Annotated in this window: 17 protein-coding genes; all 17 read right to left on the reverse strand. The window is 39.4% G+C overall.

Annotation, left to right across the window (positions count from 1 at the left end; translation table 11 throughout):
* Positions 1–3: 3 nt before the first annotated feature.
* Positions 4–3,390, reverse strand: a complete 3,387-nt coding sequence (locus IFO69_RS19180) for a SusC/RagA family TonB-linked outer membrane protein (protein ID WP_192011759.1) — start codon at positions 3,388–3,390, stop codon at positions 4–6.
* Positions 3,391–3,545: 155 nt separating this feature from the next.
* The gene (locus IFO69_RS19185) at positions 3,546–4,607 is read right to left on the reverse strand and encodes a FecR family protein (RefSeq protein WP_192011760.1); all 1,062 of its coding nucleotides are present in this window, start codon (positions 4,605–4,607) and stop codon (positions 3,546–3,548) included.
* Between the two features lie 9 nt (positions 4,608–4,616).
* On the reverse strand, positions 4,617–5,237 hold the full coding sequence (locus IFO69_RS19190) for an RNA polymerase sigma factor (protein WP_192011761.1): 621 nt from the start codon (positions 5,235–5,237) through the stop codon (positions 4,617–4,619).
* 359 nt (positions 5,238–5,596) lie between these two features.
* The gene (locus tag IFO69_RS19195; protein ID WP_192011762.1) at positions 5,597–7,291 is read right to left on the reverse strand and encodes a capsule assembly Wzi family protein; all 1,695 of its coding nucleotides are present in this window, start codon (positions 7,289–7,291) and stop codon (positions 5,597–5,599) included.
* A gap of 29 nt (positions 7,292–7,320) precedes the next feature.
* The gene (locus IFO69_RS19200) at positions 7,321–7,983 is read right to left on the reverse strand and encodes a hypothetical protein (RefSeq protein ID WP_192011763.1); all 663 of its coding nucleotides are present in this window, start codon (positions 7,981–7,983) and stop codon (positions 7,321–7,323) included.
* 195 nt (positions 7,984–8,178) lie between these two features.
* A complete protein-coding gene (locus IFO69_RS19205) occupies positions 8,179–9,684 on the reverse strand; it encodes a DUF4301 family protein (RefSeq protein WP_192011764.1) in 1,506 nt (501 codons plus the stop codon).
* A gap of 160 nt (positions 9,685–9,844) precedes the next feature.
* Positions 9,845–11,242 carry a nucleotide sugar dehydrogenase gene (locus IFO69_RS19210; protein ID WP_192011765.1) on the reverse strand — a complete coding sequence of 466 codons (1,398 nt, stop codon included), beginning with the start codon at positions 11,240–11,242 and terminating at the stop codon, positions 9,845–9,847.
* A gap of 139 nt (positions 11,243–11,381) precedes the next feature.
* The gene (locus IFO69_RS19215; protein WP_192011766.1) at positions 11,382–13,040 is read right to left on the reverse strand and encodes a heparinase II/III domain-containing protein; all 1,659 of its coding nucleotides are present in this window, start codon (positions 13,038–13,040) and stop codon (positions 11,382–11,384) included.
* Between the two features lie 243 nt (positions 13,041–13,283).
* Complete coding sequence (locus IFO69_RS19220; protein ID WP_192011767.1) at positions 13,284–14,171, reverse strand: hypothetical protein; 888 nt, start codon at positions 14,169–14,171, stop codon at positions 13,284–13,286.
* A gap of 6 nt (positions 14,172–14,177) precedes the next feature.
* Positions 14,178–15,620 (reverse strand): MBOAT family O-acyltransferase, encoded by a 1,443-nt coding sequence (locus tag IFO69_RS19225; RefSeq protein ID WP_192011768.1) that lies wholly within the window; start codon positions 15,618–15,620, stop codon positions 14,178–14,180.
* A gap of 104 nt (positions 15,621–15,724) precedes the next feature.
* Positions 15,725–16,486 (reverse strand): WecB/TagA/CpsF family glycosyltransferase, encoded by a 762-nt coding sequence (locus tag IFO69_RS19230; protein ID WP_192011769.1) that lies wholly within the window; start codon positions 16,484–16,486, stop codon positions 15,725–15,727.
* Between the two features lies 1 nt (position 16,487).
* The gene (locus IFO69_RS19235) at positions 16,488–17,654 is read right to left on the reverse strand and encodes a glycosyltransferase (protein WP_192011770.1); all 1,167 of its coding nucleotides are present in this window, start codon (positions 17,652–17,654) and stop codon (positions 16,488–16,490) included.
* Positions 17,655–17,727: 73 nt separating this feature from the next.
* Entirely contained in the window at positions 17,728–18,855 is a 1,128-nt protein-coding gene (locus tag IFO69_RS19240; protein WP_192011771.1) for a polysaccharide pyruvyl transferase family protein, read from the reverse strand.
* Positions 18,856–18,875: 20 nt separating this feature from the next.
* The gene (locus tag IFO69_RS19245) at positions 18,876–20,282 is read right to left on the reverse strand and encodes an O-antigen ligase family protein (protein ID WP_192011772.1); all 1,407 of its coding nucleotides are present in this window, start codon (positions 20,280–20,282) and stop codon (positions 18,876–18,878) included.
* Positions 20,279–21,541 carry a glycosyltransferase gene (locus IFO69_RS19250; RefSeq protein ID WP_192011773.1) on the reverse strand — a complete coding sequence of 421 codons (1,263 nt, stop codon included), beginning with the start codon at positions 21,539–21,541 and terminating at the stop codon, positions 20,279–20,281. The genes IFO69_RS19245 and IFO69_RS19250 overlap by 4 nt, the downstream gene beginning before the upstream one ends.
* Before the next feature lie 4 nt (positions 21,542–21,545).
* Complete coding sequence (locus IFO69_RS19255) at positions 21,546–22,694, reverse strand: glycosyltransferase family 4 protein (RefSeq protein ID WP_192011774.1); 1,149 nt, start codon at positions 22,692–22,694, stop codon at positions 21,546–21,548.
* A complete protein-coding gene (locus IFO69_RS19260; protein ID WP_192011775.1) occupies positions 22,691–23,605 on the reverse strand; it encodes a polysaccharide pyruvyl transferase family protein in 915 nt (304 codons plus the stop codon). The genes IFO69_RS19255 and IFO69_RS19260 overlap by 4 nt, the downstream gene beginning before the upstream one ends.
* Positions 23,606–23,614 lie beyond the last annotated feature (9 nt).

The following is a 23,614-nucleotide window of genomic DNA, read 5'->3' on the forward strand; positions in this document are numbered from 1 at the left end:
ATTTTAAAATCCAAGTTTTACGCCCATTAAAAACGATGTCGCTGTGGGATAGGCGTTGTAATCAATCCTGATGTTTGCATTGCCATTGGGATTGACTGCAGGGTCCACGCCGTCATAATTAGTAATAGTCCATAAATTGGTTCCCGTAACATACACCTGTGCTGAGCGGAAGGTATTGCTCTGCAACATAGGGATTGTGTAGTTTAAGGTCACCGTGTTCAAACGCAGGTAAGAGGCATCCTGAATCGTATAAGAGTTGACCTCTTTTTGTCCCTGGGCAGTAGGATTAACAAAAGATGGATAAACCGTAGAAGGATTTTCAGGGGTCCATCGGTTCAGGTAAGGCTCTGCAAACTTGTTTCTCCTGAAATTGATAGGGAAATAGGTGTCCACCAAGTTGTTGTTCAACATGCTGATTCCATGCACCCCTTCGAAGAAAACATATAAGCTGAAACCTTTGTATTCGAAGGTATTGGCAAAGGAATAGGTGAAGTCCGGGAAGGAATTACCCAGCACCTCCCTGTCATCTGCATTGACGGTTTGGTCTCCATTGATATCACGGAACTTCAGATCTCCGGGCGCCACATTGTCGGTCGTTTGATCAAAGTCATCACCTTCCTGCCAAACACCATCTACTTGGTAGCCATAGAAGGAATACATAGGTAAACCTTCTTTGATGATCCAAATCTGATTGGCAAAACCGGCTCCTCCACCGATGATCTGATCTACTCCTCCCAGGCTGGTCACCTCATTTTTTACAGTGGCTAAATTAAGGGTGGTAGTCCAAGTAAATTCCCCGTCAAAGTTTACGGAGGTAATGGCCGCTTCAATACCTGAATTTTTCACACTTCCAATATTTGTGATCCTATTGGAATATCCTGTAGAAGTAGGAATAGGTAAATATAGGAGCATATCAAAAGTATTTTTCCTAAAATAGTCTAAGCTACCAAAAACCCGATCTCTAAACAGACCAAAGTCCAATCCAATATCCCACTGCTCTGTGGTTTCCCACTTCAGGTCAGCATTGGGAATACGGGCAGGCTGGGTGGTGGAAACTTTTTGATCATTGAAAACGGCGTCCGGACCCGGCACAAACGTACTGATCGATAGGTAGTTACCAATTTCCTGATTACCGGTCTGTCCCCAGCTAGCGCGGAATTTCAAGGTACTCATAGCTTCAAAATCCTGCATAAAAGGCTCTTCGTTCACTTTCCAGGCAAATGCCCCGGAAGGGAAATAACCAAACTTGTTGTTCTCCCCAAATCTGGATGAACCATCTATTCGCAATGTTCCTGTAAACAGGTATTTATCCATCAAGGTATAGTTCACCCTACCTAAATAAGAGAGTAAGCGGTTGGTTGCCCGGAAGCTATTGATATTAAACTGGGTAGGGTCACCCAAGCCAATATTATCAGTTCCTGTAGCATCAGATGGAAAGCTTTTACCATGGCTGGTTGTATTGGCGGTAGAGAATTTCTGCGTAGTCACCCCTGCCACTGCTGAAATGTGATGATCATCAATAGTCTTGTCATAGGTGGTCGTCAGCTCCATCAAGTAATTGGATTGACGCTCCTGCAAAATCGTGGCAATTCCCCCATTGGCAAGACCATCTTTTGTTGAACGGTCAATATAAACATCTCTTCGCTGGTTGGTCACATCTGTACCGAAATTCACTTTTACAGACCACTCCGGAAGTATTTTATAATTGGCATAAGCCACCGCCATATTTCGATAACGTTCGATCATGGCATTTTTCCCATAAGCTATGGCCAAAGGATTATCAATAGAGATATAAGGCGAAATCCTGTAGCGCCCATCATCCCCATAAACACTCAATGTAGGATCAAAGTTGTAAGCAGCATAGAGGGAACCATTGTTTTCATTCACGCCAAAAGACTGTGCCGGTACTTGATCATTTTCACTAAAAGAAGTATTCATATTCATCCCTACTGTCACACGGTCAGAAAATTTGGTCTCCAGGTTCAAACGAGCACTGTACCGTTCAAAGGCCGAACTTTTTACCACTCCTTGCTGATTGAAATAATTGAGGGCTGCGAAATAATTGGTTTTCTCATTACCTCCAGAAAAGGATAGGTTTTGGTTGGTCACCGGTGCACTGGAACGAAATAGTTCATCTTGCCAATCGGTCCCTCCATCCTCGATAACATCCACCATTTGGTCCGCTATTCCTCCACCGTCGGCAATGATGCCATTCATAACCATTTGGTATTGTTCTGCATTGAGGACATCTAATCTTCTAGCCACATTTTGCACCCCTACATAGCCATCATAATTGATTCTCATCTGTCCTGACTTGCCCCTCTTGGTGGTTACCATGATCACTCCATTTGCACCACGGGCACCATAGATTGCAGTAGCAGAAGCATCCTTTAATATTTCAATGGACTCAATATCGTTAGGATTGATCGCCGCCAAAGGGTTCGTAGGCGTACGAACATCCGGATAATTGCTACCTCCACCGGTCGTCATGGCGCTATTGTCAATAGGCAAACCGTCAATAACGTAAAGCGGGCCTGTTCCGGCATTAACAGAGCTGGCCCCTCGAATACTGATGGAAATCCCACCACCTGGCTCAGAACTGTTTTGTACCACATTCACCCCTGCAGCCTTTCCTTTCAGCAACTGGTCCACAGAGGTATTGACCCCTTGGTTTTGCTCATCGGACTTTAGGGAAACCACAGAGCCAGTCAAGTCACTCTTCTTGACGGTACCATAACCGACCACCACTACCTCCTCCAAGGCTTGGGTATCCTCTTGCATTTCAATGTCAATGGTACTTTGATTGCCTACTTCAACCCGCTGGGTCATAAAGCCGATAAAAGAATAGATTAATACATCTCCTTCTTCCACCGTAATTTCATAATGGCCATCCATGTCAGTGACAGTTCCCCTACCCGTACTTTCCACTTTCACGGTCACGCCTGGCATAGGCTGTCCGGTGTCATCCACCACATTTCCGCTGATGGTGACTTCGGCCAGTTCTTTGATTTCTACTTGCTTACTTTTGGTATTTTGGTTGACATGGATATTGTCATTGATCTGGGTAAAGCTCAAACCTGTCTGCTTGGATAAGGTAACCAACAGGTCATAAACGGTCCCACTATGGATGTCAGCCTCCACACGCTGAGAGGTATTGATTCCATTTTCGTTTAGTGTAAACCTAAAATCTGTTTTGCGCTCTACTTCTTTGAACACCGCATCCAAAGTCCTGTTTTGCAAACGGATGTCTAATGTCACATCCTCAATGGTTTTCCTCTGGGCCTTACTCGTATTGGCTAGCAGTACGGTGCAAAAGACCAGTTGAATGAGAAACCCATATAATATTCTCATAGACATCACTATTAGTTGTCTCAGTATTTTTTTTTGCATAGTTTTAAATGTTTAAGTGATAACTGCTTAAGCTTCCTGTCTGCACCGACCAAAGTTCAGGACAGGAACATTTGCGGCAGGTAGCATTCTCCCCAGAATCCTATCTGCCTCTTTGCTAGCTCGAATTGGGATTTTTCATGTTAGTTAGGGTTAGGTTATTTTTGGATTAAATCAACTTTTTTACCGTTGATGTTATAGTCTATATTGAGGGTTCTCTTGATACCTTTGAGGACATTTTCCAAGGATTCATTATGGTATTCGCCACTGTAGGCCCAATTGTCCTTGATCTTTGGGTCACACTGCACCTCCACCCCATACCAGTCACTGATCTTTTGGATAATCTCTGTTTTGTTACTGTTTTTGAACAGCAGAATTTTATCTTTCCACCCGATTATTTCTGTGGTATCAAAACTGGTAAGGGATACTTCTCCTTTTTCATTGATCTTGAGCATCTCCATAGGTTTGAGGATTACTTGATTGCCCAATTCATCTTTGACTTTCACCTTACCTGAAACCAATGCCACCGACAGCTTTCCTTCTTGCCGTTTTTCTACGTTGAAGGTTGTTCCCATGACTTCTACCTGAGTTTTGCCCAAATCCACCAAAAAAGGTCTACCATCCTTTTGCACATCAAAAAAAGCTTCTCCTTCCAACTTGACAAGCCTAAGACTATCTGGGAATTTTTCTAAAAATGTGAGCTTACTGTTGGAATTGAGGTTGACCACCGTGCCATCTCCCATTTTAATCGTTGACTTAATCCCAGCAGGATTCTCCCTTACTTCCCACTTTTGGGGGGCTAATTCTACAGGTTCTTTCACTACATAGGTATCTAAGATAATCCAAGCGCAAAAAATAAGTAAGATGGCCGCTGCTATCTTATGAAAGCCAAAAATTGTCCCCCATATTGAAGTAGGATGAGAGGACTTTTCATTCCCCTTCCCTTCAGAAACTGGTTCTGATTTGAGCACATTTTCAAAAATCTCCACATAGGCCTTGTTGGATAGTTCGGGCTTATTCTTGTAAGTCATGGACCTTATGATAGTGGCCGCCTGCATGACGGTTTCGCTTTTGTCTACATTCTCTGTTATCCACCTTTCCCAAAAATGATTACTGTTGCCATTGGGGTTTTTCACCCAGGAAATGAAGTATCCATCACCCAAAAAGTCTTCCAACTCGTAGTCCTTATACTTCAATATGTATTTTTGTTTGTTATCCATGGGACTGCATTATGATGGATTAATGACCTCTTTTAAACTTGCCAAAGCCCTATACACCAATTTTCTGGCTGACTTGACTTCACTAAAGCCCATTATATCGGCAATTTCACTATAACTCATTTCCTCTTCATAAAGTAAAATAAGTGCCTGTCGCTGTCTGCTTGTAAGTTGGTCTAGTGCCTGATTGATCATCATTCGTTTCTGCTCTTGGGACTCTGACTCAATCATGATGGTTTCGGGAGAAAGCGCGATGCTAAATGCCTTCTTGTACTGGTATTCATTTGTATCCACCAATACGCCTCTTTCTTTGAGTCTCTTGATAATTTCATATTGAATACACTTGAACAAATAAGATTTGATACTTTTTACTTGCCCAAGATTTTCCCTTTTTTTGCGCAGGTAGATAAATACATTCTGCATACAATCTTCTACCAAATGGGAATCACCACAAAACTGAAATCCGTAAGAAAAAAGATCTGAAGCGAAGTTTTTATAGATATAGCTAAAAGTTGCTTCGTTCCCTAAACAAAAAGATTCCCATACCGACTCATCTGGCATGTCTTGATATTCCTTTTCGGAATACCTCCTTTGGGAGGCAGCGGTTATTTTAGGTGACTTTAAGGGCTTCATGTCAATGATAATTCGGCAGTTTTGCCAATTTGTAGTATAAAGAGATAGAATTTAAGCAAAATGACCCCATGAATTTTATAAAAAATAGCTGACACTAAAATTTTTACATTGTTTAAATCTATTTCTTATATAATTTAACGATTTAGCAATAATAAAAACCTATCATTAGCAGAAATGCAACAAATTATTCACTTGAATTTTTTGACATAAAAAAAGGAAGCACAATAGGCTTCCTTTAATCATTATTCCATCTTTCGTCTATCTAAATTGAATTCACAGTAAAGTTTTAAACTTTACAAATGAATGGAATAATTATTTTTATAAAATATTGGAAAAGCTGTAGTATTTTTTGACGATAGTTATTTCAATAAATAAACTAAACTGAAACTCCCTACAAAGGTGTTCTTGTCCAAGCCCGGTACCCAATATTGATCTGGATCATTTTCCAAATACCATTTATAATTATAGGTCTTGACATATTGGGCTTTCGTGGAAATAAGAAATCTATACCATTTAAAATCGGCGGCCAAAGCCGGGGCATAGTCCACATATTTTCTCCTCCAATCTTTGATCTCTTCAAATCGCTTGTAATAAAAATCATTATTATAAACGATTCGCTCAATTTGCAAACCGAATTTTGTAAAATTCTTAACCCAACTTAACTCCGCAAAAATCACATTGCTGCCTGGTCCATTCCCAGCTCCCAAAACTTGCCCCATATGGGTATATCCATGTCTCACATACGGATGTGTATACCAGCTGTTTTTTGACAAGATGGTTTCGTGTACTGTCTGGCCTGTTTGGGTAATTTCAAAGTTTACACCCAAAAAAGTATCTTCTTGTTTTAATGGAATGTAATTGCTAAATCCTAAAGTATAAGCACGATTTTCATCAGGATAAACCAAAAAGTCCATCAGTTTTTTACTATTTCCGTTTGAGCCGTATTCTCCATAAAATTCAAACAATCCACCATGGCTCATCCATCTAAAATACCCTGAATTGAGCTGGTTTCTTTGGTTGGCTTCTGGATCCACGACTCCTTTATCTCTTTTTTTTCCATTGAAAATAGGAAGATAGTCATCAAAGCTGTCCATGTCATTGTGATACATCTGAGATACACTACTATAACCTACCGATAGACCTGGCAACCATTTGGGTTGATAGCTGATGGTGATTCCGGCCAAATATCGCCAATCCATGTCTCTTTTAGGGATATAAAGGGGTGTTTGTCTGTAAACATAATCTGCGCCTGGTGGTGGATAGCCAGAGTTTTTTAATTTTCCTACAATAATTTGCCCTTCAAAATACCCCAAGTTAGTTTTTACAGCTTTTCTGGTTTCAAAACTGGCATGAAGAAAACCGGGTGCATTATTGCTCATTAAAAGGGAGTTCCTTCTTCCTGGCCCCCACCAAATATTTTCGGTGGAAAGTCCTAATGAAAATGAACGGTAATTGTATTTCAGGTGGGACTGGCCCAATAAAAATTCCACATAGGCATAGTCTCCATACCTTTCCACAATATCAGAGAAGTTGAGCCATTCATAATATTCATCCCAAGTACTTCCCCAATGCTCCATGGGAAATCCCTGAAAAGGTAGATTTTGGGCGGTGACCATTTCAGGCTGGAACTGCAAGCTCCATCTGCCATATTTCACATAGATTCCCGCACTTAGTAGAACCTGTAACCCCGTATTAGGAATCAATGCACCATTATTGGCACCAAAGGCATAATCAGAATTGTACTGGCTCTTGAACATCTCAGGAAGCATCTTAAAACTCCCCTTACTTTTGGCAAAATACTGGTTTCCTTCTTCTCCGTAAAGCTCCTTATAGAGACTGGAACTTTCACCTTCTTCATCCTTCAAATCTTCCATACTAGGTGTCAAAGGTCTAATATTAAAAGAATAATTGGGATTAAATTTACCGATCAGTTGCTGCCGTCTTAAATAGTCATGCAAAAAGGGAGCGTTCAAATTGGTGGTCTGTGCAAATACATCAACTTTGACAAAGATGCAAAAAAGAGATAATACCAAGATTTTTTTAAAAACAAACATAATGGTTGGTTTGGTCTTGATCAATTGCTTTACTCTACTATGCTGATGGATATCCTTGATATGGACCAACTTTCATCACATCGCTGACTGGTTTCCAGATAGTTTTGTACAGTTTGATCTCCACAAACTAAAATCGCACTACCCCCTTTGTGTCTGATGATTTTTGAAATGCTATATCGGGAAGTCCATCCCAGAGAATCTGCATACTTGCACAGTCCCGGTAATTCGACCTCATCTGCTCCTGTCCTGGGGTCAGTATGTCTGCCATAAGCCTCAGGGTAGGATTGGCTCAAGCAATAGGTGGAAACACAGGGTTGGTTGGAAAAAGTAGCATGAAGTGCTGTTTGATTATCCAAATTAAAATACCAAATATCAGGTCCACTTATTATATCAGCATTGCCGTCCCAGGAGTCATGCAAAAGAAGTTCTATATCAACCTTAAGGCTTTTATGAGCCGGAAGATCGTTCAGGGTCAACATTATTTCCTCATTATTATAATTTCCAAGTACCATTTTATCATTAAATTCCCTCAGCCTTCCATTTCTAATATTTTTTAGGTTCTCCTGAGAAAAATCATTTTCATAAATCAATACTTCTCCAAGACCTTCATCTTGCTGGCAGGCATGTAATATAGCCCCCACCAGTGTCAAGGCAATAAATTTCAATAAAGACTTTGCGTCCAAAATAAACATATGATTTTGTTACTTAAATAATGTTGTATAAGTCTTAGTAGGCTTGTACGTGGAAGTAAGGCAACCTCACCTGACCAACTACAAACAGGTGAGGGTAGCATTTTACAGACTCCACCACATATTGATAAAATGCCATAATTACGCCTTATCCATGAACTTTTTAGGATTAACTCTTGAGTGGACATGTGTCTTTCCCTAAAGGTTTTGGTGTTGTTCCCTCAAAAGATCATTGATAATCTTCACTGGATTAAAGGTTTCCAGTGGAACTTCTACAAAAAGCGTATTCCAATCTGACATGGCCCCATTCCATAGCCCTGGGAGCTCCAAAGCCTTCAGTGATTTTCCACTTTTTGACTTCTCACTGATGAGACCTGTTTCTGGGTCAGAAAAATCAGCCAATTGATAGTTCTTTCCATTTGGTTTTTTAATGGAACAGACCAAGTCCACAGGGTTAAAGTGCGTGCTTTCGGTCAGCAATGCCTTTTGATGCAATGGATTGATCTGTGCTTTTTCCACAATCTGAAGCGAAACAGATCCATCCTTATCTTTTGCCCAAAATGGTCCGCCACCTGGTTCGCCCGTGTTCCTCACCATGCCACATACCCTAATAGGTCTCTCCAACTTTAGTGTCAAGAATCTTTCTTTTTCTAATTCAGAAAGGTGGTCATAAGTCTCAGGAAAACTGATCCCCAGTTTATTTTTAAGAAATAACTCCACCTCTTTCTTGATTCCTTCTTGACCTGCCTTGAGACGATATATCAGATCAAAAATTTCTGACTGCGTCTGAAGCAAGAGCCCGCCCATGGCCATTTTGTATTTTTTGGTCATTTCTACAGACTTTGCCCCTCCTACATTATCTATGTTTTTGATAAAAATCAGGTCAGCATCCATTTCTTCAAGATTATCTAACAGAGCTCCATGCCCACCCGGACGAAACAATACACTTCCATCATTATCCAAAAAAGGCTGATTGTCCATGTCAACCGCCAAGGTATCTGTCGAAGATTTCTGTTGGGAAAAAGTAACTTCAAACTTTACCTTAAACTTACTTTCCAGAACTTCACTTACTTTTCCAGTTTCCAAGATAAAGCCCTCTAAATGTTCTTCTGAAACCGTAAAATGAAGTCGCACTATACCTTCCTTTCCTATGCCATATTTAATACCCTCTATAAAGTGTTCATGGACTGGTGTACGCTCATGGTCTTCATATCTGTGAAACTTTAAAAGCCCTTTCGGCAATTGCCCATAGTCCAGTCCTTCTGGATGAAGCACATGCGATATGATCAACTTAAAATCCTTTTCCTGTAAGGCCAGGTCAACAAAACTTCCTACTTTTCTTAGGCTGATATCCAAATCACTATAAAACGGAAACTTCTTGATGTTTTGGATAAATTCCTCCGCTATCGGATAAGAAAACAGGTAGCCATTGCTTTCCAAAAACTCATATAGCTTTTTAAACATTCGGGAGGCAGCCCCACTGGCAGGCACAAACTTCGCCACCTTCAGTGCCTCTTTGGAGTGGCAGTACAGTCTTGAAAATTCATCAAGTTCCTTTTCATTAAGCTTCAGTATTCCATCATTGACTTGCGCAGGGCGCACGATCGGTAAAAAAGGAAAACCTTTCTCGAATCGGCTTAATTGTTCATTTACTTCACCCATGGATTTCCCTTGAAAAGAAATCTTTTCCTCTAATTTCTCCATAGTCAAATTTTATGTGTCGTTAGTTTATTTATGCGTTTCTCTGGACTTAAAAAATACATTCTGTGTTTGGTCCATCAAAAAACAAGCTTATCGAGGAGAATCAGTATTTTCCCTTTTGATTCTCCTCTGATATTGCAGTCTAGAGAGTTTATCAAAACAATCATGCAGTTCCAATGGTATAAACTCTAAAACCAATATCTTTTAGTTTCTCTTTATCTAAAATACTTCTCCCATCAAATACTTGAGCTGGTTTAAGCATATTATCATAGATTTTCTGCCAATCATAATCCACAAACTCATCCCACTCTGTCAAAACAGCGATAGCATGTGCTCCCTTACACGCTTCATAGGGACAGGGTTCCGATTTCATTAGTTTTCTGTTGTCCACCTTATTTCTGGTGTTCAAATAGTCAATATCCGCATACATCTGTTCCTCTCTAACCTTAGGGTCAAAAACAGTAATTTTGGCATCCTCACTCAATAAATGGTCCGCCACATAAATGGCAGCAGATTCACGGGTATCATTGGTATCCTTCTTAAAGGCCCAACCCAAAAAGGCTATTTTCTTCCCACTTACCGTGTTGTAAAGTGATTTGATAATGTTTTTTGCAAAACGCCCTTTCTGGTGGTCATTCATTTTGATAACCTGCTCCCAATAATCAGCCACATCTTTCAATCCATAAGTTCTGCAGATATATACCAGGTTAAGGATATCCTTTTGGAAACAAGAACCACCAAAGCCCACCGATGCCTTCAGGAATTTGTTACCGATTCGACTGTCCGTACCGATGGCCCTGGAGACTTCATTGATATTGGCTTCTGTATTTTCACAGAGCTCAGACAAGGCATTAATGGAGGAAACCCTTTGGGCCAAAAAGGCATTTGCCGTAAGTTTGGAAAGTTCTGATGACCAAACATTGGTCGTCAGGATTTTCTCCCGAGGCACCCATGAATTATAGATCTCCACCAATGCTTCCATGGCCTCCAAGCCTTCCTCCGTGGACGTATCACCTCCAATCAATACGCGGTCAGGAGCCATCAAATCTTCTATGGCTGTTCCCTCAGCCAAGAACTCTGGATTGGACAAAATCTGAAACTTTGTTCCATTCCCGGTATTCTCTAAAATATCTCGGATGGCCTCGGCTGTCCTTACGGGTAAGGTTGACTTTTCCACCACGATCTTATCGGACTCAGCTGCAGCAGCGATTTGTCTAGCACAAAGCTCTATCCACTTTAGATCAGCGGCTTGTCCTTTTCCTTCCCCATAGGTTTTTGTCGGGGTATTGACAGAAATAAAGATCATATCAGCCTCTTGGATAGCTCCCTCTACATTCGTGCAAAAACGCAAGTTTCTCCCCCTTGCTTCCGCAACGACCTTATCCAGCCCTGGCTCATATACCGGAAGATTGTTCAGATCTTCATCATTCCAGGCTTTGATTCTCGTTTCATTAATATCCACCACCGTCACGTAGACATCGGGACATTTTTGGGCAATAACTGCCATGGTGGGGCCACCTACGTATCCCGCACCAATACAACAGATTTTCTTGATTTTCATGTGATTACATTAAATTGTTGGTTTAAAACTTTTCTTAAACAATAGCGCTATAAAAACTGCAGGAAATTTCCAGAGGTATCTGGGTTAAAGTATATAAAGGTTAATCGATTTCAATTTTGGATGGAGAAAGCAATGTAGTTTATTGGTCAGGAAGGGTATTTTTGCCCCAGTTTTCCAAAGAAATTGGAATGGCTTGCAAACAATGATGCTCTTTTAACGGCTGCAAATTTACTTGAATAGATGCTGCCTTATTGGCAGGAACTTCCATTTCAATTTCGATCATGCTAATCCCCTTATTTGGAGCATCGTATTTGTTTTTTGATAGAGCCGGTCTGACTTTAATTGTATTTTTCTCTGAAGCCATCAAGACCAATTCTAGGCGTTTCCCCTTGTGGAAAAGCGTGATTCTCTTCCCTTTAATCTGGGCTTTAGCTGGTGTAATCATTCTCCATGTCACATGAACCGGTTTAGAAGATGCAGCTATTTCATCTCGAATCACTGCTTGCTCTTTTTTTATGATGGCCACTCCTCTGTAAATCTGGCGATCCTTTCGCAAATACGCTTCAGTTAAATCCCCGATCGCATATTGGAAACTTTCATGCTCACCGGTGCGTATCAACTTTGCTTGGCCATTTACATCCTGTAGAGAATCGTCCAAAGTCAAAGTACCATGACCATAGTTATTATTCCTAAATACCTGCCAACGTCCTCCCTGCTGACTACTATTCCACAAGTCCACCTTTTGTGAAGAAAGTGAATAATAGGTTTGCATCCCTAAGTCCATTGACCAACGAACCCCCTCGGCTTCCATTACAAAAGCGCCCATGTCCATATGGGCATGATGTTCTCTGGCATTACCCAATTTCAATCCCACAAAAATAGCATTGCTGTCCTCCCAAGAACTTCGCATGGCTACCACAGCATTATTTCCTTTACTTGCCCAAAATTTCTTTTGAGGAGGTGCTGTGTCATTTAAAGAAATGTCCGCGCCCAATAAAATAATAGCGGGAAGAAGCCTGGATTTTTTTAAATTTTTCAATTGTCCCTTTTCAAAAAACTTGATTTGATTCCAAATCAATGTAGGATCCTTCTGCACTTTGGCCAACCAAAATATGGCTGGATTTGGATATTGTAATTCCAACGCATCACTCCAATTATAGGCCTTTCCAGTATTTGAGGTCATGTGCAAAAAGAAATTTCCCGATTGCAAAAAGCTTTTGGAAAAATATGTTGAAATATCATTTTCCATTAGGTTTTTGATGGATTCCAGCATCAGCACATGGAAGGAAGTACCATATGTCCAGTACATAACTCCTTCTGGGAAAACCCCGTTTTGACCATACTTTTCCATGGGTAATTGAGAAGATTCCAGTGCACGGGAAATTATTTTTTCAGCCATCTCAGGGGCTTGCTCATATACCGCCACTGCCCCCCATACCATAGCTGCATTGCAGACCTGATTCCAATTATTATCCAATTTTAGAAAAGTATTGTAGGTGGTGTCAAAAGAAGGTTCCAAGCCCTTTTCCCAAATGGCTTTTGAAATTAACTGTTTCTCTGAATCCGTCATGGCGTCATTGAGCCAATCGTAGCCTATAGCCATTGCCATGGTTAATTCAGCAAGATCCAAAAATACCTGCGGATTCCAATTCTTCAGTGCACTTACACAGCTGAGCTCCTCAATAGCCCTTTTAGCAAACTGCTTTTCTCCAGAAAAATGATAGGCATAACTTAAGAAAAACACTTTCCGAAAAACTTCTCGTGCTGGCTTGAGCATCGTTTTTCCGCGTAGTTTCATTTGAGTAACTGGCTGGTGTATAATTGTTTCCGCTTCCTCTAAAACCATGTCATGCAATTCTTTCCATGGACCTGAATTAAGGTTTGTTAAAACATCCTTTTTTAAGCCAGATAATAAAATTCGTGGATGAGCAGGTATACTATCTTCTGCTTTATAGTTTTGGGCATTCACATGGTATGTAAAAATCAAAAAAAGCCCAAAAACACAATAAGACCTTATCATCAAAACCCAGAAAGTAGCGATCTACTCTTTTGAAGCCCTAAAATTTAACACATCATTTTCGATCATATTGGCAAACAGCTTTCCGCCTTCAAGGTTGAGATGATCTTCGTCTGAGAAGAGATCATTTCTTTCCATAAATATCTTTTGAAAATCGAGTATCCTACAGCCGTAGGCTTTCATCACACTATCCGATCCAAAATTGGATGAATTCATGGCCCGTAAATACGCTGATGTCAATGGGTATTTGATACCAAAAACTTTAACCCCCTTGGCTTCACACATTTCGATCATATCGGATAAATCTTGTGATAGCACTTCAGATTTTCTCAAATTATCAAAATGTAATCTAACCCTTTTTTCCCCTCTTGCTATTTTATCCTCTTTCTCTTCCCAACTTTTCCGAACGAGGTTCTTCTTCAGGAATGATTTTAACCTTGCTAAAAAGATATCCCTATTTTTTGGGCTAATGACCGAACAGTATCTCTTGATATACTTCAAGTATAAATATCCTGTCAGGCTATAATCTGAAAATTCAGGATCTACATAATTGATAGAAGCCTCAACATTATTCAGGTTTTCCCTGTAATTGGATAGCAGATGATTGTCTGCCGAAATGATCACATAATCCAGATCATGATGTTTCAGATAAAATTGCAGTTTATTGTTCATATCTTCATAGGAGTCACTCCCCCATGAAATGTTCACAATACCCTTATCGCTAAGATTCTGCTTTAATGGTAACCCATGAGAATCGGCCATAATAATTCCTTTGATATCTTGCCCCTTCGATTCCCTCATCATTTTGGTGTAGGGTTCATAATAGAGCCCGTCCACGACAAAAGTCACTAAAATATTGATGGCCATTACACCCAGTAAAAAAGAAGAAAGTTTTTGGAAATACTTTTTCATAATGCTTTAAAATTGGAAGTAGATAAATTCAATTTCATCTGAGAAATTACCCGCAAAATAGATCAGCATAAAAACGCCATAATACACACCGTATCGAAAAGGTCTACGCCATTTTATCCCCAAACTTTGGATTGCAAAATCACTTTCTCGTCCAAGCCATTCTATCATGATAAACAAACCCACTAAGGCAATTATCTCTATAGGAAACACTTGTGGTTTTGATAAAATGGATATAGAAAACATAGAGCTGATATAATCAAAAGCCATTGTTACGCTTTCTGCTCTAAAAAACACCCACGCCAAGCAAGTAAGACTGAACGTAATCAGTAGCTGACCTGCCTCCTTAAAGGATGGTAATAACCTCCCCTCCGCAATTTGATTTAAATTGTTTCTATTTTTTCCTGCCAATAACAAGGGGAGAAAGTAGAGTGCATTGAGCGCCCCCCAAATGACGAAAGTCCAATTGGCTCCATGCCAAAATCCACTCACCAAAAAAATTATAAATGTATTTCGGATTTTTATTCCCAACCCTCCTTTGCTTCCTCCCAATGGGATATATAAATAATCCCTAAACCATGTGGAAAGGGAAATATGCCATCTCCTCCAAAACTCTGCTATATCTCTGGAGAAATACGGGAAGGCAAAATTTTTCATCAGGTCAAAGCCAAAAAGCCTGGAAAGTCCAATAGCTATATCCGAATATCCTGAAAAGTCCCCATAGATCTGAAAAGCAAAAAGCACTGCTCCCAGAGCCAAGGTACTGGCAGAATAGTTTTCATAATTCTGAAAAATTATATTCACATACTCTGCGCAATTATCTGCAATGACCACTTTCTTAAAAAAACCCCAAAGCATTTGTTTGCTCCCATCAGCAGCCAAAGCATAATCAAACTTTCTTTTCTTATAAAACTGCGGTAACAAATGTGTGGCCCGCTCAATAGGACCTGCTACGAGTTGTGGAAAAAAACTTACAAAGGTGGCGAAGCTGATAAAATCACGAGCAGGCTCCAATTTCCTTTTGTATACGTCTATAGAATAACTTAATGTCTGGAAGGTATAAAAACTAATCCCCACCGGCAGGACAATACTCAAAGCCCTTGGGTGTATCGGCTGTCCCATAAATGTAAATACTTGAACAAAGCTATCCGCAAAGAAATTATAGTATTTGAAAAAACCCAGAAATCCCAAATTCACAACTACACTTGTTGCCAAAAGCCACTTTCTATCGGATTCATTTTGACTATTTCCCATTCTTTTCCCCAACATATAATCCAAGATGGTACTGAACAGAATCAAGGAAAGAAACCTCCAGTCCCACCAACCATAAAAAACATAGCTGGAAATAAGCAACATTACATTTTGTTGCTTGATATTTTTAGGAAAAACAAACCAATAGATAAGAAACACCAGCGGCAAGAAAACCGCAAAGTCCAAGGAATTAAATAGCATGATGATTAAATTAAGAGGGGAGAAATAAGTCTAATCTATTTGGGAAGAATCAATGTCAGAAAAATATAAATCCAAGGGAATCTATTGGATACTCATAAGAAGTGTTAGGCTCTTGCTCGGGCTTTTCTCAAGTCATCGGCTGCTAACCTAAAAATATACCAGGGTTCTATCAAATACCTGAACCAAAATCTATTTGGATTCTCTTGCAGCCTATACAGCCATTCCAGACCAGTTCTGCCCATCCACCTTGGTGGTGTACTGACCGTCCCGGCCACATATTCTATAGCAGCACCACAGGTCATGATTACATAGGCATTCAAGGAGTCCTTATTATCCACTATCCAATGTTCCTGTCTGGGCATCCCCATACCGACAATCAATAAATCAGGCTTATATGCATTGATCTGAGCGATTACTTCTTTGTTTTCGGCCGCATCTTTTTTCTGATCAAAAAAACCATTTCTATAATTTATCTGTAGACCTTGAAATTTTTCTTTTAGAACATGTACCCCTTTGGATACACTGGCTTCATCTGCCCCTAGATAATATACTTTCAGCCCTTCGTCCCGAACTCTTTTCATCAAGGGATCCATCAGGTCCACCCAAGTCAACCGATTTTCTTTTTCCAACGGATACCCCAAAGCCTTGCCCAACCATACGATAGGCATACCGTCAATTCGCTTTTTGGCAATGGCGTACAAGCTTTTTAGCTCTGCCGAATTTTTCTTGTGATAGGTATAAATACCATGAAGATTCTGGCTGATTATGATATTTCTTTCCTCAGTCCTCACAGATTTCACCACAAAATCAAGTAGGGAATTTAAATTAAAGTCATCTACTTCTGTCCCTAGTAGTTTGTAAGCCATATCAATTCAGGTTTTTAGTTTCTTTTAGAATATATTCTATCCGGGATTTCCAGCTATGTGAATCTTCCACATGCTTTCGAATCTTTTTAGCATCAAATTTCCCTTGCTGAAAAAGCGTATAAGCTGCTCTTATTTTTTCTATCAGGTCATCCACGTCACCAGATTGAAAGCAAAAGCCATTTTCACCATTTTGTATCATCTTGGTGGCATCCTGAAATTTTGCTGCAATTACCGGCTTGCCCATCGATAGGTATTCGTAGATTTTTAAAGGGGAATGATACATTTTACCAGAATGTGTCGCTACCTGACCGGAATAGCATACATCAAACCCTCCAATATATGCGGGTACTTGATCCCACGATTTCCTACCTACAAATTTGATTGTCTCTTCCAAACCTGATTGGATGCAATCTTCCTCCCATTGCTGCTTGGCCAAACCGTCTCCCACCACCGTAACCTTAATCGGTATTTCTTTTTGAAGGATCTTCACCGCCTTGATAAGCACATCCACCCCACACCAAGCAATCACAGAGCCTACAAAACCCACTGTAAATTCATCATGCTCACGAATAGCTGTCACCTTATTTGGATTGAAGCGATTGGTATCGACACCATTGGGAACCACCAAAATCTTGGCAGGATCAATATCAAAGTGATCTATTATCATCCCTTTCAACTCATCCGTAACGCAGATCAAGTAATCACATGATTGGTAAGCCTTCGCTTCCATCTTTCTACAAACATCGGCCAGGATTATACTCTTTCTATCATTTTTTGCCTCTTCGTAAAGCACGCTATTGGTTTCCAAAATCCATGGAACACCTTTTTTTCTGAACTTCAAACCCATCAATTGAAAAGCCCCCAAACGTTCATATACACAATCTATATCCTTATGTTTCTTGAAGGAAAGTTGGTTATTGTACATCCCATAAGTAATGCGGATGATGTCCGCTAAAAAACGTTTAAAATAGCTCTTAGAAAGGCTTTTCTGAAAATCGGTTTTATGTCCGCTTTTCATAATCCTGTCCCCTACAATGTACTCGGATACATCCCAATTAAGGTCTTTAAAACCATTGATCACTCCCATAATATGGGCCCTGGCTCCACCTGCATCAGCTTTCAATTGGGTGGATACCCGGGGAGCTCCGGATAAATAAAGTAATTTCATATGAGTGGATTTGGTGTAGTTTGCATCAATTAGTCTAAAAAGTAAAAGCAATTTTATTGCTTCAGAGGAGTGATCATTTCATCATGATCTTCTTCAGACTTTCTGTGCTGTATGAATGGTATTGCTTTTCAATATCATCCAACTTTTTAATGATTGATTCACGCTTTAAAAGCAACAAATTGATCTTTTCCATCAGCGCTTCATTGCTTAAGCTGGCATCTATAAGTAACTCCTCCAAGCCTGCATCAACATAGATCCCTTTGATTTTCAAATGCTTGTCCACATCCGTCAGCACAATGGGCAAAACATCATATTTGGCAGCCAATAGCGCTCCGTGAAGTCTATTGGTAATGATGGCCACCCCATCTTTATACGCCTCTCCAGCATTTTCCAATGTAATCTGCTCTTCTACAAAACTTACAGGATATCCTCTTTTCGAGAGATTGTCAAACAGTGCTTTACAGAATGCATAATCCTGAAGTACCTGATAAGTAATTTTAATCCTAAAGCGATCTTTTAGATGATCCATTAGGTAAATGAGACTATTTATGAGCTTATCCTGATAAGTGTCTCCAGAGTCATCTTTATAAATGGAATCCCTAAAGCTGAAGATGATTTCATTTTTATTGGCCAGGGAAAGATCCACGCCATTGGCCGAATACATCCAGGCCAAATCTGGAAAATACTGAGCTTTATTGATCCCTATCCGGTGAGCCAATTGAAGAGAAATAGAATCTCTCACCAGATAATGATCCGTAAACCATGACCTGATCCGCTCACTGAGCGCTTGCTGTTGTCCAACGGGGCCCATTGAAAAACCAAGCCTGATGATCTTAACCCCCATGATTTTAAGCAAAAACAGGAAAACACTGTATTCAAGGTTCTTCTTGATTTTCTTTTTAGAGTTTCCAAAAATGTGACCTGGAGGCCCTGCAACCATCATCACTTTATGTCCCTTTCGGAAAATACTATTGAACGCATTGCCAAAAAGCTGTTGATAGAATCCCCCTTTCCCATTGGTGCTGAACTCTTCCTTTTTCAGTTTCAAGGCAGCTTTATAATAATCCGGTAGCTTTTGATCATTGACCACAATATTGCCATATGATCTAAAAATCTCCAAAAGTGATTTATTGATCAAAACATCTCCTGTATTCTCAAACTGGGTATTGCCTTGAAAGTAGATGGTAAGCTTCTTTGTCATAAATTTCAGTAGTAAATTCTTTAGATGGCCTTGAGCTGAGAGGCTTCAAAACGTGGCTCTTGACGAAAATTATATGCTTTAAATACGTGTACTTGTGCCACCAAAAAGGTTAATGTAATCATTTCCCGTTTCAGGGGAGCCCAGCCAAAAAAGCCATAGATGAAAATTGAAATCAATAAACCAATGGTCGCGAGGCTGAAAATATTAACTGCTATGTTTTCGGTTTTTAATGACTTCGTATGGCGGGAAATTTTACTCCCAAAAAAGAATAACCAAATGCACATACCCAATAATCCAGTTTCTGCCAAAATGATCAAATGGATATTATGAATAGGGTTGGTGGTAATAAAATCTACCACGGCCAAATCCTGGGTGATCCTGATGAAATGTCCCATGAAATAGACATGTGAGTTGATACCTACTCCTAACAGCTTTGAACGTTCCCATATTTCATAACCTAAAAACCAGCTCGAAAACCTTACCTCAATCTGATTTTCAAAATCACTAGCCAAAAACAATTCACTTAATGGCGTAAGAAATAGAATACCAATAAACATCGCAAAACCTCCGGCTGCTAAAGCCATATTTTTAAGGGAGAAAAAACTCTTTTTGGATTTATATGAGATCAACACGATGCCAATAATGATGGCGCTAGTGACATAAGTTGTCCTCGAAAAAGTAAGTAGTATAATGAATATATTTGCTAAAAAGCAGCCTAAAGAGATTCTTCTCTTAAAATCATTCAAATATGCGGAGAGAAAGAAAATGGCGGTAATCAAAGAAAACAGCGCCAATGTTCCGGGGTGTCCAAATATTCCAACTGCCGAAGAATAACCTTCACGTTTTAGGGCATAATCGATCATATCTTCTCCTTTGAAAAACGTTAATGCAGCTTCAATCCCTAAAATAGGATACATGATCACGAGCATCGTTTGTAGCACAGTTACTACCATAAGCCCATTATGGATACCTTTCAATACTGCTCCTTGTGTGAAATTGGCCTTGATGTAATTGACTGAAAAGAACACTTGCAAAGCATAACATAAAAATACCAGAATGCTTTTTGGATAGGGATTCATGGGATTAAAAAAGGAAAGCAAACACATCACCAATACTATAAATTCCCATTTGTAGTTTTTTAGGGTAATTCTAGGAAATTGCTGATAACCGAAGAAAATACCAATAGGAATAACTAATGTACTTAGAGAAATCCAGAGCGAGTTGCCAAACACCCCCAATCGATCCACCATGGTGCCTTCATAATTGGTTTTTGTTAAAAAAGAATGAAAAGATGTCCCGAAATCAAATGCAACCATTAGCACAAAAAAACTGATGAACATATGATTGGATCTTTTTCCTTGCCAATTAAGGTAAACAAATCCTCCAATGGAATAGATGAAAATGGCAATAAATACAATTTTATTCATTTGTGAATGGTGCTGTATTGATCAACGGGTGCACTTTCAGCTTCTTTAATTCCTGCTAAGGATTTAGCAAACGCTTGATAGTTTGTGTTGGCATTATAATGACTGTTGAAAAATCGTCTGATTTCCTCAGCCTGTAGTTTTCTCTTTATTACATCTGAAAACGCTTTCACAACTTCTTCCAAAGTGGGATTTGCTGATAACAATTTTCCATTGACTTCACTTACTATTTCTCCTGTTCCACCCACTTTTGTGACCACGATGGGAATGCCAAATGAAATGGCTTCCATAATAGAAACAGGAATACCTTCTGATGAACTCAAGTTTATGAATAGGTCTACGCTATGTTGTTCGTAAAATCCGTAAACTTCATCATTTTTGACATGCCCTTTAAAATCCATCACAAGGTTCTCTGGTATATCAGATGTTTGGTTCAATTCCTCCATGCCTGGACCGTCCCCAAAATGAGTCCACACGATCTTATTATTAGGATGCTCAAAAGCATATTGAAGCACTGCCTGTCTGATAAAATCAACACGTTTCATAGGAGCAATCCGTGAAACAGAAACGATTTGAATTATTCCAAGAGAAGACCTTCTGGCCATTTTTTGACGATCATGCACCCCCAAACGTGCAATTTCTATCTCTTTTTGCACCTTATACCTTTTTTCTAAATAATGCTTGCCATCCTCAGAAATGGAATAAAGTCGGTCTATATTTTCCAAACAAAAACGTCGATAGGGCCAAAATGAACGGGTAGTTGTAAGTTGTTCATAAATATCAAAGCGATGTGCTCTAGAAATAATATTGACAGCTAAACCATATTGTAACTTTAGATTGAGAAGGGCGTAAGTAGCTTCATTGAACCAATAAGTATAAATTAATGCCTCCTTGTTAATCACTTCTAATTGTTGCTCGAAAAAACAATAATAAGCCCTTGCGTTTGACACAAATTTCAACAGCATATTCAGATCTTTTGGGCCCTTCAAATGAGAAAAATGGTCCGCAACTGCTTTTCTGAATTCTCTCGAAACCAAGGTTTGGATGGCCCTGGATTTTTTGCGCTGGTAAACCCTAGAGAAGGTTGTATCTACCACCACATTTTCAGGCACTTGTCTACAATAGTTTCCTATTTCATAGGGGAAAATTCTAATCGTATCAAAATGCTCTGCCAAAATATCTATCTCACTTTCTAAAAAAGCTTCCGTTTTAAAAAATGGAAAGCGCTTGGTTAACAGTATTAGCTCTTTATTTTTGGCCATTGTCCTAATAGGTTTCTTGATAAAATTTGATCAGCTTGTCCACATTGTAGGGAGGAAGTATTTCCGGACTCAAAGTAATTTTCTCACCAGATTTTTTTCTATCCAAAAGCTGTTTTATGGCCTTTAAAAGACCATCTTCTTTATTTCTATCATAGACTATTCCATTACCATTGATGATAGTTTCGGGTAAACCTCCCACATTAGAAACGATTATTTCTTTTCGGAGCCCCAAAGCTGTCATGACGACTCCACTTTGCGTGGCATCTTTATAGGGACAAATCACACCTTTACTTTTTCGTATCAGCCCGGCTACTTCTTCATTTTCCAAGAATCGATCAATAATGATCACTTGGTCACTGATAACATCTTCTTCCACTGAAAAATTGGACTTCCATTTTCCTGCAATAACCAATTTTATTTTTGGGTACTCCTTTGATATTATTTTAAAAGCTTCTAACAAATCACTCACTCCCTTATAAGCTGACACCCTACCTATAAAAAGTAAATATTCCCCTTCAATAAGCTGTTCAGTAGCTAATTCTTTATATCGGTCGTAAAATGTGTAAGGGACTAGGGAAAGGTTATTAACAGGCTTTGAAATGCCATAAATAGACTCGAAGGTTCTTTTCGAATGAGCAGAATAGGTAAGAAACTTTTTTGCCCTTGGGTACATCAATGTCCGGATCATTTTACGTCTCCAATCAGCTTCTCCAGAGTGTGGTTTAGGGTCATGAACATCAATCACCCAATTTTTTACCTTTAAGAAAAATGGCATGGCAAACAATAAAATGGAAATGTCATCAAAGTGCACAACATCAGGCCGTATTCCGTTGATCAATTTTGCAAATTGCCTGTTTTTTTGAAGTCCTTTCATCCCCACTCTCTTTTTAGGGAAAAATACTAAATCAAACCTCTTGCAATCCTTCAAATAGGATTCAAAGTAATTGGCATCTTTGAGCATCCCTTTGATTTCTTCGAATGGATGGCTTACTTTTTCACGCTCAGGAAGCCCATCTATCTTGAAGATAGTTCCAGAAAGTTTATCTTCCGAGGTCAGCACATAAACATGTAGCTCCACTCGCTTACTGAGTTCTTTGATGTACTCAATGGAAAAATCCAAAAAGAAAGGATAAGTAATATAAACTACTTTCATCCTACCAAGGCCTTTTGCAAATCCCTATTGAGTTTTTCCGCTTGCATTGCCATTGAATCAAAAACTTCCTGAATCCGATTTTCAGGGGACAAACTGTAAGCCACTCGCTTATCTGAAAGCGCAGCATAAATATTGTCCTTCACCTTTTTCTTCAAAAAAACATTGGCTTCTATACTTCCTCCACTAACTTGTTTGATAAGTGAATTGAAACGGCCTTTTTTAAATAAAGGCACATAGATGGGATTATGCTGAAAAATATCCACAGAATTCATCCAGTCAGCCCACTTGAATTCCGAAATTCTTTCCCCTTCTGTAAAGGGAGTGGTTAGTATAAATCGTTTCCAAGGAATTCTAAAAACATCAGCTAATATCGCCCCATGCATCGCCTCGGAGATAATACACTTGGAAGCAGCTATTTCCCTCAAAGTAAAATCTACTCCTTTATCAGTATGGGTTGTAATATAGTGTATTCCCAAATCCTTACATATTGCTTTCCAATCATAATAGCTTTCAGATTTAAAATAAGGAATAAAACTCACCTCGTATTTTTTCGGAATATTCATCAATTCCTCGTATTCAGGTAGTATTTTAAGAGCGTAGGCCGCATCTGAAATGTAATCAAACTTACGATCAAATTGATTGGCTGATAAAGGACCTCTAAGAAACCTGATATCCCACGTATTATCCAAAGAAAAAGCTCGATGAACTGGCCTTACACCTGTTCCAAAAACAATCTTACTCTTCTCTGCTATACGCGCTAGATTTCTATTGTCCTCATATAAAATGGTACCTATTCCTAAAAAAGCAAGATCATCAGAGAGGTCTTCTTTGCCAAAAATTCTGGGCCACATCCAACCATTAAGGTCGTCTCCAAAATTACCCTTTTTGTCTTTATAGTAAATATATTCCATGTGTTGCTT

Source organism: Echinicola arenosa, from assembly GCF_014841125.1.
Taxonomy (GTDB): domain Bacteria; phylum Bacteroidota; class Bacteroidia; order Cytophagales; family Cyclobacteriaceae; genus Echinicola; species Echinicola arenosa.

What these genes read in the sequence shown, in the direction of transcription:
- IFO69_RS19210 (WP_192011765.1), bottom strand. Translation starts at nt 11,242, where the DNA reads ATGAAAATCAAGAAAATCTGTTGTATTGGTGCGGGATACGTAGGTGGC.
- IFO69_RS19180 (WP_192011759.1), bottom strand. Translation starts at nt 3,390, where the DNA reads ATGCAAAAAAAAATACTGAGACAACTAATAGTGATGTCTATGAGAATA.
- IFO69_RS19230 (WP_192011769.1), bottom strand. Translation starts at nt 16,486, where the DNA reads ATGGCTTACAAACTACTAGGGACAGAAGTAGATGACTTTAATTTAAAT.
- IFO69_RS19260 (WP_192011775.1), bottom strand. Translation starts at nt 23,605, where the DNA reads ATGGAATATATTTACTATAAAGACAAAAAGGGTAATTTTGGAGACGAC.
- IFO69_RS19200 (WP_192011763.1), bottom strand. Translation starts at nt 7,983, where the DNA reads ATGTTTATTTTGGACGCAAAGTCTTTATTGAAATTTATTGCCTTGACA.
- IFO69_RS19190 (WP_192011761.1), bottom strand. Translation starts at nt 5,237, where the DNA reads ATGAAGCCCTTAAAGTCACCTAAAATAACCGCTGCCTCCCAAAGGAGG.
- IFO69_RS19195 (WP_192011762.1), bottom strand. Translation starts at nt 7,291, where the DNA reads ATGTTTGTTTTTAAAAAAATCTTGGTATTATCTCTTTTTTGCATCTTT.
- IFO69_RS19255 (WP_192011774.1), bottom strand. Translation starts at nt 22,694, where the DNA reads ATGAAAGTAGTTTATATTACTTATCCTTTCTTTTTGGATTTTTCCATT.
- IFO69_RS19225 (WP_192011768.1), bottom strand. Translation starts at nt 15,620, where the DNA reads ATGCTATTTAATTCCTTGGACTTTGCGGTTTTCTTGCCGCTGGTGTTT.
- IFO69_RS19240 (WP_192011771.1), bottom strand. Translation starts at nt 18,855, where the DNA reads ATGACAAAGAAGCTTACCATCTACTTTCAAGGCAATACCCAGTTTGAG.
- IFO69_RS19245 (WP_192011772.1), bottom strand. Translation starts at nt 20,282, where the DNA reads ATGAATAAAATTGTATTTATTGCCATTTTCATCTATTCCATTGGAGGA.
- IFO69_RS19185 (WP_192011760.1), bottom strand. Translation starts at nt 4,607, where the DNA reads ATGGATAACAAACAAAAATACATATTGAAGTATAAGGACTACGAGTTG.
- IFO69_RS19215 (WP_192011766.1), bottom strand. Translation starts at nt 13,040, where the DNA reads ATGAAACTACGCGGAAAAACGATGCTCAAGCCAGCACGAGAAGTTTTT.
- IFO69_RS19235 (WP_192011770.1), bottom strand. Translation starts at nt 17,654, where the DNA reads ATGAAATTACTTTATTTATCCGGAGCTCCCCGGGTATCCACCCAATTG.
- IFO69_RS19205 (WP_192011764.1), bottom strand. Translation starts at nt 9,684, where the DNA reads ATGGAGAAATTAGAGGAAAAGATTTCTTTTCAAGGGAAATCCATGGGT.
- IFO69_RS19250 (WP_192011773.1), bottom strand. Translation starts at nt 21,541, where the DNA reads ATGGCCAAAAATAAAGAGCTAATACTGTTAACCAAGCGCTTTCCATTT.
- IFO69_RS19220 (WP_192011767.1), bottom strand. Translation starts at nt 14,171, where the DNA reads ATGAAAAAGTATTTCCAAAAACTTTCTTCTTTTTTACTGGGTGTAATG.